Raw genomic sequence first — 12,810 nt, 5'->3', positions numbered from 1 at the left:
GTATTATAATGAATATAAAATTTAATAGGTTTATAACAGGTTTTGGGCTTTTTATTATCACAGTAGGTTTTTTGACTGCCTGCGGAAACCTTACAGATGCTAACAAACCCAAAGTGGAAGAAGAGCAAGCTGTAAAAGAAGTTGAGGCTCCTAAGGTTGCAGACCTTTCCTTTAAGGATAAAGCCGGTAATGTGGTTACACTGAGTGCATTGAAAGGGAAAGTTGTCTTTATCAATTTTTGGGCGACTTGGTGTCCGCCATGTATACATGAAATGCCATCCATCAACACGTTAAGACAAGGGTTCAAGGGCAATAAAAATATTGAATTCATCATGGTGGATGTGGACAATGATATTGATCAATCTAGCGCATTTATGACGGAGAATAAATATGATTTACCATTATATACAGCAACAGGAGAGATACCGGCAGAATTTTTAGGTGGATCTATTCCGACAACAGTTATCCTGGATAAAAATGGACAAATTGTAGAACGCCTAGAAGGTAGCAGAGATTATGCTGCACCTGAGATTGCTAAAGCTTTAGAAGAACTGACAAAGGCAAATTAAGGTTATTAAAGCATTGTGCAACTCGCAAGCAAAAAAAGAGCTAGATAGGTTTAAAGCCTATTTAGCTCTTTTTGTAATTCTTGACTTAGGATACTGCTGCAACAGCCTCTTTGATCAATGCTGTAATTTCGTTTGGATGGGTTGCTAGTGAAGCGTGACTGGTCGGTAAATGAATAATTTTTCGCGCATTAATTCGTTCGGCCATTTCTTGTTGAGTCGCTGGTGGTATCATATTGTCTTCGTCCGATACCTGATACCAGCTGGGTTTAGTTTTCCACGCTGGTTCACCTGCCTCTGCGGCGAAAATGCTTCCATGTGTCGGTTTCTGTGCCAAAGCCATCGTGACCGCCTCTTTGTCGTCTAAATCTTGAGCGAAGCTTTCGTGGAATTTATCATAGTTGATCCATATAAATCCTTTTTTATCTGGAACAAGGTTTGCTGCACCGGATGGCTGTTCTCTACGGCCGAAGATGCCACCCAAGCTTTCGCCTTTGTCTGGTGCAAAGGCTGCGATATACACCAATCCGACAACTTTTTCGTGATGTCCAGCGGCGGATATTACTGCACCACCATAAGAGTGACCGACCAAAATAACCTTACCAGCTTGTAGATCGATCAAATCTTTGGTCTTTTGGATATCGTCTTCGACAGATGTCAATGGATTTTGTACGCTTCGTACCGCATATCCTTCCGCATGAAGATTCGTAATAACATGTCTCCAATGGGACCCGTCTCCCCAGGCTCCATGGACTAAAATAATTGTTACATTCTGATTTTCCATATGTGTTGAAGTTTATAGGATAAAGATATGTTTAAGTTGTTATTAAAGACATTAACTTAAGTTAACGTTTTAAAATTCGCCGTCGGATTCTACTCAATGAGGGGGGCTTAACACCGAGATAACTGGCAATATGCTTTTGGGCCACGAGCTGAAATATCTGTGCATTTTCGGCCAGTAGATTATTATAACGTATTTCCGGTGAGTAATATAACAACTCTTCAATTCTCTTTTTTGCCCCGAGATAAATAACTTCGGTCATCTTTCGTCCAAATTCTTGCCAATAAACATCCTTTTGATAGAGTTTTTGAAGATCATTTTTATGAAGAAGTATTACCTCCGCATCTGATACCGCTTTAATATTCATACGAGACTTGGTATCACAAAGAATACTTTCGTAATCCGTAAAAAAGTTATTGTCGAAATGGAAATTGAAGGTTACATCTTCTCCGCTATCATTGATATAAAAGGTCCGCATAAAACCGGTTTTTAAAAAACCTAGGTATTGGCATTTTTCGCCTTCTTTCAAAAAAAAATCAGATTTTTTATAGGTTGCCAGTTTGAGATAACTACAAAATTCAGCATAGTGTTCTTCATCGACCAAAAATAAAGGTCCAAACTTAGTGTATTCGTTTACAATCTCAATCATAGCTGATAATAATTTTAAGCCAAAAATAATTTTGTATTAAAATTATTGAAAACTTTTAATAGTATATCGTAGTATTGAATCTTATGCCTTCTTTTAGTTGACTATAAAAAATATTACCTTCGTAATACACTACGTTAATGGTAATATGTCCGAAATTAAAGAGCATACAGCAATAAAGACTACTTATTTCAGTATAATCGGAAATGCAATGTTAGCTTTACTGAAATGGTTGGCCGGTTTTTTTGGAAATTCATATGCGCTTATAGCAGATGCTATTGAATCCACTGCTGATATTTTTTCCTCTTTTTTAGTGCTCCTTGGATTAAAATATGCGCGGCGGCCTGCGGATGAAAATCATCCCTATGGACATGGAAGGGTAGAACCTCTGATCACTTTTATCGTTGTAGGGTTTCTCATTGTTTCAGCGACGATCATTGCCTATGAAAGTATAGAAAATATTGGGACACCTCATGAATTGCCCAAACCATGGACATTAATCGTCCTGGGAGGGGTTATTATATGGAAAGAATGTTCCTATAGAATCGTTATGAAAAAGAGCCGCGAGACCAATAGTTCTTCCCTGAAAGCGGATGCATGGCATCATCGAAGTGATGCGATCACCTCAGTTGCCGCTTTTATTGGTATATCGATCGCTTTGGTATTGGGCAAGGGGTATGAAAATGCGGATGATTATGCAGCGCTATTTGCTGCTGGTTTTATTCTATATAATTGTTATCATATTTTTAGACCTGCTCTTGGTGAGATCATGGATGAAAATGTTTACGAAGAAGTGATTGACGATATCCGGAAATATGCGTTGGAGGTCGCGGGTATAAAAGCTACGGAGAAATGCTATGTTCGGAAATCGGGTACAAAATACCACGTCGACCTACATGCTATTGTGGATAGTGAAATTACCGTGAGAGAGGGACATACATTGGCTCATCAGCTTAGAGACCATCTGACTGAACATATACCGGATCTCGGTCATGTGATGATTCATATCGAACCGAGCGCATATACAAATTGAAATGCTAGGCCGGACGGGAGCTTACACATTAGTAGTATGTCGCGAACCATCCCAATACGCTTGGGATGGTGTTTGTATAAAATACGGTTATTTTTTGTCTTATAGCCGGTAAGGTTTCCTCAATAAGTGGATATTACAGGTTATCATCAGCAGATAACATTTCAATTTGCCATTTGATGTGGTCCATTGTAATCGGATATTCAACATCATGTGCAAGATTCTCATAGATGGCGTTGAATAACAGATTGTAATCTCCTTTATGTGGGGCGGGGTAAGAAATATGTTTTTGATTTGTGCTATCGACAGTAACCAGCTTACCCGCACTGCCGTTCGGCTCAACTCCGTAGGCCGGATTATCGGGAAGCATGCCATCTATTAGTTGCTGTTCCTGTACATCAGCCATCGTTTTTATAAAACTACCTTTCGTACCATGTACAATAAAAGCGGGGAGAGGCTCGGCTACAGCAAGACTGCCTGTTAGAAATACGTTCAGCTCATCGGGATAACGTAAATGATAATGGAAGTAATCCGCAACTTGGGAGCCAGGTCGATTAACTGCCGTTGTTTTACTGAATTTTAATGGTTTTCCAAAGAGTGAAATTGCCTGATCAATAATATGGGGGCCTAGATCGTAAGTGAGTCCGCTTGAAATGTACTCGTTATTTTCCTTGAAATATTTTTGACCCAATTCTATTTTATAGCGGTCGAAGCGAAAAGACACTTCGGTTAACTTGCCAAGATCGCCACTTTCTATTACTTTCTTTACATCGAGAAAATGGCTATCATAACGTCTATTCTGATAGAAGAAAATGCGCTTTCCGGTTTTTTTACTGGTTTCGGAAAGTTGGTTGAACTGTGCTATATTTTCAACTACGGGTTTCTCGATCAGGACATGTTTTCCTGCTTTTAAAGCCGCTGTCGCAAGCTCGAAATGTGTATGATTCGGTGTGTTTACAATGACAAGTGTTATTGTGTCGTCTGCCAATAATTGAGCCACGGTATCATAACTTTTGATTTCGGGATAAAGTTCCTGCGCTATTTTCTGTGTGCGCTCGACAACGGCAATTAAGTTAAAATGCGGATTGCAGTGGATGAAAGGCGCGTGGAAGACACGCCCCGACATACCAAAGCTTAAAATTCCGGTATTGATCTTCGTATTTTTCATTTGTATCTGATCTGGTTGATGCAAGATTATTTGCTGTTGAACATTCTTCTACAATCAATTCTACTAACTGTCAGACCCAGGAAAGGTCAGGTATAAATATAAGCATATCGCGCTTTTATTTTATGGATTCTACTAAATATATACTGATTTCTTTCAGAAAATCACATTGATGTCGTTTTTTCTGAACCTTATGCATGTATATGGTTGTCCACAGCCCGTTCAAGAGTGTAGTCTCTGAAGGGGAAATCCACATGACATTTGATAAATGCTTCTGGATAAAAGTTATGCGGAAAGAGCGTTTAAATGAAAAGCGGTCGAATAAGATTATGGAAGGTAGAAGAATAAAAAAGGGCAAACCAATATATTTTGATTTGCCCTTTTGGGTAAGTAATCGGGCTCGAACCGACGACCCCTAGAACCACAATCTAGTGCTCTAACCAACTGAGCTATACCTACCGTGATTTTGATGATACAAAAGTACGATTAAACCCTATTCCCTCCAAATATTTGAATAAAAAAAAACCGCGGTTAAGGCCAACTGGGTGAAGATTAGTTTATTAAATTTTAATAAAAAACGATGCTAATGGTTTAATAATCCCGATTTGAGAATTTTATTGAAATTAGGCGCATGGTTTGTTGGATTATGAAATTAAAATGCATAAAAAAAGCAATCGTCCAATTTGGGCGATTGCTTTTTTTATACGGTTTTTCGCTGTATTAAATCATTTCAACGCTTCTTTTTACAAACGATGTTAGATCCGCACCTGATAACAACCCTCTCGATAAGAGCGCTAAATCGAAAGCTTGTTTCGCCAATTTCGCACTTTCTTCATCAGAAGAAGATAAAATTCTTTTGATTAAAGGGTGATTACCATTTACCGTTACTTTATAATTATCCGGCAATGAACCATAAAAATTCATACCACCGCCAGTTTTTGCCATATCTTTCATACGGCGCATAAACTCATCTATGGTAACGGATACAGGTAGGTCATTTTCACCGAGCGCATCTACCTCAACTTTCATATCCTGACGAGCGATCGCTTTTTCAAAAACTTCCAAAGTTTTTTTGGACTCTTCTTCAGATAATGAAAGTTCGATCTTTTCATCTTTTTGAATAAGTTTATCAATTACGTCTGCATCTACACGTTTAAGTTGAACTTTTTCGCCACCCTTTTGCTCCAAGTAAGATGTAAAATGTGTGTCGAGCGGTCCATCGAGTACCAGTACATCATATCCTTTGTTTAACGCCGTTTGAATAAAGCCATCTTGCTGTGCAGGATCATGTGTATATAGGTAAATGATGTTACCGTCTTTATCAACTTGGATATCTTTTACCTTTTCATAATATTCCTTGATGGTAAAGCTCTCATTACCGGTATTTTTTACCAAACAGAAGTCACTAGCTTTCTCTGCGAACTTTTCATCGCTTAGCATACCATATTTGATAAACAAGCCGATATCTGTCCATTTCTCCTCAAAGCCTTTACGGTCAGTTTTGAATATTTCATTTAATTTATCAGCCACTTTTTTGGTGATGTAGCTATTGATCTTCTTGACATTGCTGTCGGCTTGCAAGAAAGAGCGCGATACATTTAATGGGATATCCGGTGAATCAATTACCCCGTGAAGCAACATCAGGAATTCAGGTACGATATCTTTTACTTCATCCGTGATAAACACCTGACGTGAGTAAAGCTTGATCTTATTACGTTGGATCTCAAGCTCATTTTTCACTTTAGGGAAGTAAAGTATACCCGTCAGATTAAATGGATAGTCAACATTAAGGTGGATCCAAAATAATGGTTCATCCATGGAATATGGATATAGTTCGCGGTAAAATGCGATATAATCCTCATCTTTTAATTCGGAAGGAGCCTTCGTCCATGCTGGATTTGTATTGTTGATGATATTGTCAACTTCTACAGATTTATATTTTGGTTTACCCTCCTCATCTTCTCCATCTGGCTCAGAGCTTGTCTTTGTGCCAAAACGAATAGGGATCGGAAGGAACTTTGCATATTTATCCAAGATATCCTGTAGACGTGCTTGGCTCAAAAACTCAGTGGACTCGTCATTGACATGCAGAATAACATCTGTACCACGTGTTGTTCTAGTTCCTGTAGAAATTTCATATGAGGTACTGCCGTCACATGTCCAATGTGCTGGCTCGGCTCCATCCTGATAAGATAGGGATTGAATTTCTACCGTGTCAGCCACCATAAATGCGGAATAGAAACCTAAACCAAAGCGACCGATAATTTCGTTTGCATCATTGGCTTCCTTGAATTTCTCCATGAACTCTGTTGCTCCCGAAAAGGCGATTTGATTAATATATTTTTTGATTTCCTCGGCAGTCATACCAATACCGTTGTCCGAAATCGTAATGGTTTTTGCCGCCTCATCAAACTTGACGTCTACGATTAATTCACCTGTTTCGCCATTGTATTGCCCCAAAGATGCCAAACGTTTGATCTTTTGGGAAGCATCAACTGCATTAGATACCAGTTCGCGCAAGAAAATCTCATTATCTGAGTATAAGAATTTTTTGATTACGGGAAATATGTTCTCCGTGTGGATTGAAATACTACCTTTTTCTGGATTCATAATTTTATGTCGATATTTAATTTTATGATTTTGGTGATGTGTGTACAATCCGTGTTCCAAATGGCGATAGTAGGACAGGATGGCAGAAATTCATTCATTTTGTCATAAACGTTCAATAATACGGAAGTCAGCGAATTCGAATCACTGTCAAGCAGCTGATTTAAATAGGAAAAGATATTGAAGCTCACGTGAGAAGTAAGCAAATATGGAGTATTTGATCAAAAACAGAACGGTTTTGATTTACAAATAGCTTAATTTAATTCTGGGCTGCGTGGAAAATTGGCGACATGGGCGTATTTTGGCCCAAGGCCGATAATGGCATCTTTCCAAAGCAGTTCACCATTTCCTTCAAAAATAATATCATGATGGTATTTATTTTGAACGGCCCAACTATTTCCCTTAATTTCATTGTCCAATTGACCACTCGACCAACCGGAATAGCCAATGAAAAACTTAATTTCATCAGATTTAATCTGATCCTGCCGAATGGCTTCGATAAGCTTTTCTTCATCCCCGCCAAAATAAAGATTCGGTGCTACTTCTTCGCCGCTCAGCAAAAGATCAAATCGGCTGTGTACAAAGAAAAGACTTTCTTGCGCTACTGGTCCGCCAAGATAGATGGGGAAAGTACAGGCTGGTATTGGCTCCAATAATTGGCCAATTTGAACATTGGTCTTATTATTCAGTACAAAACCCAGACTTCCCTCCGTGTTATGGTCGCATAACAGGATAACAGACCTTAAAAACCGGGGATCCAGCATAAATGGCTCCGAGATTAATAAACTTCCTTTTTGTGGATCTAATTCGTTAAACATAGGATACAGAATTAAGTGTACATTGTAAATAAATCCTTTTTTATTTAACGTATGCGAGATCTATGCCAAAAAAAACGTTTTTGGTAATTTCTACTAAGTTTATAGAGAAAAAGCAATGATTTTAGTAAGTTTGTACGAATATAAAAATAGATTTCTATGTCCATTCAACATAAAGATATTGCAGCGATCAGACAAGATTACGTATTGGGTAACCTCTCTGAATCGGATGTGGATCATGATCCCATCCGCCAGTTCAAAAAGTGGTTTGATGAGGCAATACATAGTGAGGTGATTGAACCCAATGCGATGGTATTGTCCACGGTGTCGTCACAACATTTACCTTCATCAAGGATTGTGTTATTAAAAGATATTTCAGATGGTGGCTTAGTGTTCTTTACCAATTATGAAAGTCGGAAAGGAGAGGATATGAAAGACAATCCGCATGCGGCGCTTTTATTTTTCTGGCCCGAGTTGCAACGACAAATCCGCATTGAAGGAGTTATTGAGTTTGTGAATGAATCGGATTCGGATGAATATTTTCAATCGCGTCCCAAAGGTAGTCGCATAGGTGCTTTGGCATCACCGCAGAGCCGTGAGATCCCAAACCGGAATTTTCTGGAGAGTAGAGTCGAAGAACTTTTGGATCATTATGGTCATGATGAGCTTATTCCTCGGCCAGCACATTGGGGGGGGTATAATTTAAAACCGATCTATTTTGAATTTTGGCAGGGGCGTGCTAGCCGTCTTCACGATCGCATCGTCTATAAAAAAGTATCAGATTCTTGGAAAATCACGCGTCTAGCTCCGTAATATGACATTTGAAGAAATTAAATTACAACTGGTTTCCTCATTGGGAGACTCAATAATAGTGAAAGAGGAGATTGGGGGTCTACAGCCTGCTTTGTTTATCCATGCGGTGGACTTAATTTCTGTTTGCTCTTTTCTTAGAGATACTGAAGGTCTTTATTTTGATTTTTTGAGTAATATTACAGCAGTAGATTATGAAGATCACTTTACAGTTGTCTATCACCTGAGTTCCCTGCCTTATCAACATGCACTGGTATTAAAAGTGGAGCTGGAGGGCAACCGTTCATTGGATGAGCTGCCTGAAATTCCATCCGTAACTTCCATTTGGCGTACGGCAGACTGGCACGAAAGGGAAGCTTTTGATCTGATGGGGATTTATTTCGCTGGACATCCCGACCTGCGACGGATTCTCCTGCCCGATGATTGGGAGGGGTATCCACTTCGAAAGGACTATCAGGAGGCTGAGAAATATCATGGCATTAACATAAATTGATCTGTATGGCAAATCCAAAGTATAAAGAGGCATTAGATCGTTATGAAAGGCATCTTACGGAAATTTCAGCGCAGGAGATGGTCTTGAATATGGGGCCGCAGCACCCTTCAACACATGGTGTATTGCGTTTGCAGTTGATCACGGACGGTGAAATTGTCAAAGAAGTCGTTCCACATCTGGGCTATTTGCACCGATGCTTTGATAAGCACGCGGAGTCTCTAAACTATGGGAAGACAATTCCATTTACCGATCGTCTGGATTATCTGGCATCGATGAACAATAGCCATGCTTTTGTTATGGGGGTGGAGCGCATGTTGGGGCTAGATCGTAAAATTCCCAAAAGAATAGAATATATTCGGGTATTGGTCTGTGAACTCAATCGCATCGCATCACACCTGATTGCAATCGGTACCTACGGCATCGACATTGGTGCCACAACTCCCTTTCTATGGTGTTTTAGAGATCGCGAACATATTATGAATATGCTGGAATGGGCATCCGGATCACGTATGTTATATAATTACATCTGGGTCGGTGGTCTTTTTTATGATCTACCTGTCGGTTTTGAAGCGCGTTGTGCAGAGTTTATCACTTATTTTAAACCGAAATTGGTTGAATTGGATCAGATACTGACACAGAATCAGATATTTATCTCTAGGACAGCTAATATCGGTATCTTGCCTGCTGATGTTGCTATTAATTATGGTGTTTCCGGTCCTATGTTGCGCGCATCTGGCATTAAATGGGATTTAAGACGGATTGATGGGTATTCCGTTTATCCGGAAATAGACTTTGAGATTCCAGTGGGAAAAGGGGGAATGGGGAGTGTAGGCGATTGCTGGGATCGCTACAAAGTGAGGGTGGATGAAGTATATGAATCCGTTCGTATCGTTGAACAATGTCTTGAGCGCTTAGAGAAAGATTTTAAACGTACTCCGGATTTTGATCCGCGCGCGCTTGTTCCAAAAAAAGTAAATTTAAAAGCACAGGATTACTACGTGCGTGCAGAAAATCCAAAGGGCGAAATCGGTTTTTATTTTGTAACGAAAGAAAAATCTGATATTCCTTTACGCGTAAAATCACGTGGACCAAGTTTCAATAACCTTTCTGTGATTTCCGAGTTAGGAAAAGGGGTGTTAATTGCTGATCTCATCGCAATACTGGGATCAATTGATATTGTTCTCGGAGAGGTTGATCGATAAAATTGCAGTATTATGCATACTATCAAATGGTTTTGGTATAAATTGAGACTTTGTATTGAAAATGTTGCATGAAAACGCATTAAAATTTGCATATATAAGCAATATTCACCATATTTGCAGTCTCATAATTTAAGTTTATAATTGGTTAATGAAAGCTCGTTACTCCCATAGTAGCGGGCTTTTCTTTTTATCAACCATCTTGTTTTGATCGCCAGATACTTTTGTTGTTCAGTGCGCGACACTACCAAGTGATATTCCTTCGAAGGATGCTTTTTTGTAACAATTTAAGCCAAATTCTTTGAGAGAATTTGGCTTAAATTGTTACCTTTACTGGTCTTAAATAAATGAAAGTGGCGGAGAGTTTAGTAATTATTCCAACATATAACGAAAAGGAAAATATTGAAAAGATTATTCGCAAAGTTTTTTCCTTATCACACGCATTTGATATTCTGATTGTGGACGACGGGTCACCTGATGGTACGGCAGATATCGTTAAAAATTTACAGTTGAATGAGTTCTCTGACCGTTTATTTATGGAACAACGGAAAGGGAAATTGGGCTTAGGGACCGCCTATATCCACGGATTTAAATGGGGGCTAGCGAGAGCGCATTATCAATATATCTTTGAAATGGATGCGGACTTCAGTCACAATCCTGAAGATTTGATCCGTTTGAGACAAGCCTGTGTGGATGGGGCTGATATGAGTATAGGATCCCGGTATATTAAAGGAGTAAATGTTGTCAACTGGCCAATGAGCCGGGTATTGATGTCCTATTTCGCTTCTGTATATGTCCGTTTTATTACTGGAATTAAAATTCAGGATGCTACAGCAGGTTTTGTCTGTTTTACACGGGAGGTATTGAAGACTATTCCTTTAGACAAAATTAAATTTGTTGGTTATGCTTTCCAGATTGAGATGAAGTTTACGGCCATTCAATATGGTTTTGACGTTGTGGAAGTACCTATTATATTTACGGATAGAACTGAAGGTACGTCCAAAATGAGTACAAGTATCTTTAAGGAAGCTTTTTTTGGTGTAATCCAGCTGAAATTGGGAAGTCTTGGGAAAAGGTATAATAGAAATTAATAGTATTGGTTGATGAACGAGAATTTAGATCCAAATCCTGAACGTTTGAGCAATACCGATCGCGATATCGAGCGGGCATTGCGTCCTCAGGCTTTTGAAGATTTCACGGGGCAAGCAAAAATATTGGAGAATCTAAATATTTTTGTGAAAGCTGCGCGATTACGGGGAGAAGCTTTGGATCATGTCTTGTTACATGGTCCTCCGGGACTGGGTAAAACAACCCTTTCGCACATTATTGCGAATGAAATGGGGGTGGGTATAAAAATTACTTCAGGCCCTGTATTGGACAAACCGGGAGATCTGGCGGGGCTATTGACAAATCTGGAGGAGGGCGACGTGCTGTTTATCGACGAGATCCATCGTTTAAGTCCTTTGGTGGAAGAGTATCTTTATTCTGCGATGGAGGATTTTAAGATAGATATCATGCTAGAAACAGGTCCTAACGCCCGTTCCGTGCAGATTTCATTGAATCCTTTTACACTAATTGGAGCAACCACGCGGTCGGGTCTACTAACAGCTCCATTGCGTGCGCGTTTTGGGATTAATTCTCGGCTTCAATATTATGATGCAAAGCTATTGACAACAATTGTGCTTCGTTCTGCACATATCCTAAATACACCTATTTCTGATGAAGGTGCCTATGAAATTGCGCGTAGGAGTAGAGGTACGCCAAGGATAGCCAATGCGTTATTACGTCGCACACGAGATTTCGCGCAGATAAAGGGAAATGGAAGTATAGACCAAGAAATTGCGAAGTATGCGCTACATGCGCTTAATGTGGATGAAAATGGCCTCGATGAAATGGATAATAAGATCTTGACGACAATCATTGATAAATTCAAAGGAGGGCCGGTAGGACTTAAAACCGTTGCTACAGCTGTAGGAGAAGATGAAGGGACAATCGAAGAGGTATACGAGCCCTTTTTGATTCAGGAAGGTTATATCATGCGTACTTCGAGAGGGCGTGAATGTACTGAAGCTGCCTATAGACACCTCGGTCGTACACCTAATCCAAAAGGGAATACCTTGTTTTAATTTCCATGAATTTTTAGAAAAAGTGCTTTGCTTAGCCTCTTCGGAGGATCCGGTTTGTGCGGCTCAGTAATGCAGGACTAGGTTTTATCTTTTGAAAATGACTTATCTGGGCAAGGAGTTCTTCTTTTACCCAAGGATGTTTCTTGCTCAGATTATTTAAGATATCCAAGCAATTGACCAAAACCGGAACAGGGCATTGCTGGTCTATCATCCATTGAAAAGCGTGTTCAATGAGTTGTTCTTCGGTCTTGTCATCAAGAAGATAGCTCTTATTCTTATTAGAAGTCAGGTATATCAAAATTTTACTATAGCTTCTCAGACAGCTCCAATTTCTCTGGTTTTTCAAATTATCAAAGAATTGCGGTAAAAGCCCTTGTAGTAAAGTTGTATCCTTTAGTACAATTGTTTCGAATACCCATGCGGCCCGGAAAGAAATCTTTTTATCTTTTTCCAGAGAAAGGCTGAGCAAATCCTGAAGGCTAATGCCCGCGAGCATATCTAAAGAAAAATCCGTTACCTCAAATGATCTTAAGGTAACGGATAAAAACTTTATTTTGTCGGTGTAGGTCATA

General features: G+C 39.4%; 13 protein-coding genes and 1 tRNA gene. 7 read left to right on the top strand and 7 right to left on the bottom strand.

Annotation, left to right across the window (positions count from 1 at the left end; genetic code table 11):
* Positions 1-8 precede the first annotated feature (8 nt).
* Positions 9-569 carry a TlpA family protein disulfide reductase gene (locus ACK8HY_RS22575; RefSeq protein ID WP_416134906.1) on the top strand — a complete coding sequence of 187 codons (561 nt, stop codon included), beginning with the start codon at positions 9-11 and terminating at the stop codon, positions 567-569.
* A gap of 85 nt (positions 570-654) precedes the next feature.
* Here the strand turns inward: ACK8HY_RS22575 and ACK8HY_RS22570 are convergent, their stop codons facing one another.
* On the bottom strand, positions 655-1,350 hold the full coding sequence (locus ACK8HY_RS22570) for an alpha/beta fold hydrolase (RefSeq protein WP_416134905.1): 696 nt from the start codon (positions 1,348-1,350) through the stop codon (positions 655-657).
* Positions 1,351-1,411: 61 nt separating this feature from the next.
* Positions 1,412-1,996: a Crp/Fnr family transcriptional regulator gene (locus tag ACK8HY_RS22565; protein ID WP_416134904.1), complete on the bottom strand. Its 585-nt coding sequence runs from the start codon at positions 1,994-1,996 to the stop codon at positions 1,412-1,414.
* A 145-nt stretch (positions 1,997-2,141) separates the two neighbouring features.
* On the opposite strand from ACK8HY_RS22565, the gene ACK8HY_RS22560 reads away from it, so the two are divergent.
* On the top strand, positions 2,142-3,026 hold the full coding sequence (locus ACK8HY_RS22560; RefSeq protein WP_416134903.1) for a cation diffusion facilitator family transporter: 885 nt from the start codon (positions 2,142-2,144) through the stop codon (positions 3,024-3,026).
* A gap of 133 nt (positions 3,027-3,159) precedes the next feature.
* Here the strand turns inward: ACK8HY_RS22560 and ACK8HY_RS22555 are convergent, their stop codons facing one another.
* The 4 genes from ACK8HY_RS22555 to ACK8HY_RS22540 all read right to left on the bottom strand — a co-directional run bounded on the left by ACK8HY_RS22555 (position 3,160) and on the right by ACK8HY_RS22540 (position 7,613).
* Positions 3,160-4,191 carry a Gfo/Idh/MocA family oxidoreductase gene (locus tag ACK8HY_RS22555; protein ID WP_416134902.1) on the bottom strand — a complete coding sequence of 344 codons (1,032 nt, stop codon included), beginning with the start codon at positions 4,189-4,191 and terminating at the stop codon, positions 3,160-3,162.
* Between the two features lie 382 nt (positions 4,192-4,573).
* Positions 4,574-4,647 (bottom strand) — tRNA-His (locus ACK8HY_RS22550).
* A 261-nt stretch (positions 4,648-4,908) separates the two neighbouring features.
* The gene (gene htpG, locus ACK8HY_RS22545; RefSeq protein ID WP_416134901.1) at positions 4,909-6,798 is read right to left on the bottom strand and encodes a molecular chaperone HtpG; all 1,890 of its coding nucleotides are present in this window, start codon (positions 6,796-6,798) and stop codon (positions 4,909-4,911) included.
* Positions 6,799-7,049: 251 nt separating this feature from the next.
* A complete protein-coding gene (locus ACK8HY_RS22540) occupies positions 7,050-7,613 on the bottom strand; it encodes a YqgE/AlgH family protein (protein WP_416134900.1) in 564 nt (187 codons plus the stop codon).
* Positions 7,614-7,769: 156 nt separating this feature from the next.
* On the opposite strand from ACK8HY_RS22540, the gene pdxH reads away from it, so the two are divergent.
* The 5 genes from pdxH (at position 7,770) to ruvB (ending at position 12,238) form a co-directional block, all read left to right on the top strand.
* Positions 7,770-8,423, top strand: a complete 654-nt coding sequence (pdxH, locus tag ACK8HY_RS22535; protein ID WP_416134899.1) for a pyridoxamine 5'-phosphate oxidase — start codon at positions 7,770-7,772, stop codon at positions 8,421-8,423.
* A gap of 1 nt (position 8,424) precedes the next feature.
* Positions 8,425-8,913 (top strand): NADH-quinone oxidoreductase subunit C, encoded by a 489-nt coding sequence (locus tag ACK8HY_RS22530; protein ID WP_416134898.1) that lies wholly within the window; start codon positions 8,425-8,427, stop codon positions 8,911-8,913.
* Between the two features lie 5 nt (positions 8,914-8,918).
* On the top strand, positions 8,919-10,115 hold the full coding sequence (locus ACK8HY_RS22525) for an NADH-quinone oxidoreductase subunit D (protein WP_416134897.1): 1,197 nt from the start codon (positions 8,919-8,921) through the stop codon (positions 10,113-10,115).
* Positions 10,116-10,465: 350 nt separating this feature from the next.
* On the top strand, positions 10,466-11,203 hold the full coding sequence (locus ACK8HY_RS22520; protein WP_416134958.1) for a polyprenol monophosphomannose synthase: 738 nt from the start codon (positions 10,466-10,468) through the stop codon (positions 11,201-11,203).
* 12 nt (positions 11,204-11,215) lie between these two features.
* Positions 11,216-12,238: a Holliday junction branch migration DNA helicase RuvB gene (ruvB, locus tag ACK8HY_RS22515; protein ID WP_416134896.1), complete on the top strand. Its 1,023-nt coding sequence runs from the start codon at positions 11,216-11,218 to the stop codon at positions 12,236-12,238.
* A gap of 31 nt (positions 12,239-12,269) precedes the next feature.
* Here ruvB and ACK8HY_RS22510 read toward each other — a convergent pair whose 3' ends face one another.
* Positions 12,270-12,809, bottom strand: a complete 540-nt coding sequence (locus tag ACK8HY_RS22510; protein ID WP_416134895.1) for a hypothetical protein — start codon at positions 12,807-12,809, stop codon at positions 12,270-12,272.
* Between the last annotated feature and the right edge of the window lies 1 nt (position 12,810).

The organism is Sphingobacterium sp. NGMCC 1.201703 (assembly GCF_047784615.1).
Lineage (GTDB): Bacteria > Bacteroidota > Bacteroidia > Sphingobacteriales > Sphingobacteriaceae > Sphingobacterium.
Note: the sequence above shows the minus strand (reverse complement) of the source record. Positions and strands in the feature narration are given on the sequence as shown.

Bases quoted from the DNA above. Each gene is read 5' to 3' on its own strand.
- htpG (WP_416134901.1), bottom strand. From the start codon at position 6,798: ATGAATCCAGAAAAAGGTAGTATTTCAATCCACACGGAGAACATATTT.
- ruvB (WP_416134896.1), top strand. From the start codon at position 11,216: ATGAACGAGAATTTAGATCCAAATCCTGAACGTTTGAGCAATACCGAT.
- ACK8HY_RS22555 (WP_416134902.1), bottom strand. From the start codon at position 4,191: ATGAAAAATACGAAGATCAATACCGGAATTTTAAGCTTTGGTATGTCG.
- ACK8HY_RS22570 (WP_416134905.1), bottom strand. From the start codon at position 1,350: ATGGAAAATCAGAATGTAACAATTATTTTAGTCCATGGAGCCTGGGGA.
- ACK8HY_RS22560 (WP_416134903.1), top strand. From the start codon at position 2,142: ATGTCCGAAATTAAAGAGCATACAGCAATAAAGACTACTTATTTCAGT.
- ACK8HY_RS22565 (WP_416134904.1), bottom strand. From the start codon at position 1,996: ATGATTGAGATTGTAAACGAATACACTAAGTTTGGACCTTTATTTTTG.
- ACK8HY_RS22530 (WP_416134898.1), top strand. From the start codon at position 8,425: ATGACATTTGAAGAAATTAAATTACAACTGGTTTCCTCATTGGGAGAC.
- ACK8HY_RS22525 (WP_416134897.1), top strand. From the start codon at position 8,919: ATGGCAAATCCAAAGTATAAAGAGGCATTAGATCGTTATGAAAGGCAT.
- ACK8HY_RS22540 (WP_416134900.1), bottom strand. From the start codon at position 7,613: ATGTTTAACGAATTAGATCCACAAAAAGGAAGTTTATTAATCTCGGAG.
- pdxH (WP_416134899.1), top strand. From the start codon at position 7,770: ATGTCCATTCAACATAAAGATATTGCAGCGATCAGACAAGATTACGTA.
- ACK8HY_RS22575 (WP_416134906.1), top strand. From the start codon at position 9: ATGAATATAAAATTTAATAGGTTTATAACAGGTTTTGGGCTTTTTATT.
- ACK8HY_RS22510 (WP_416134895.1), bottom strand. From the start codon at position 12,809: ATGACCTACACCGACAAAATAAAGTTTTTATCCGTTACCTTAAGATCA.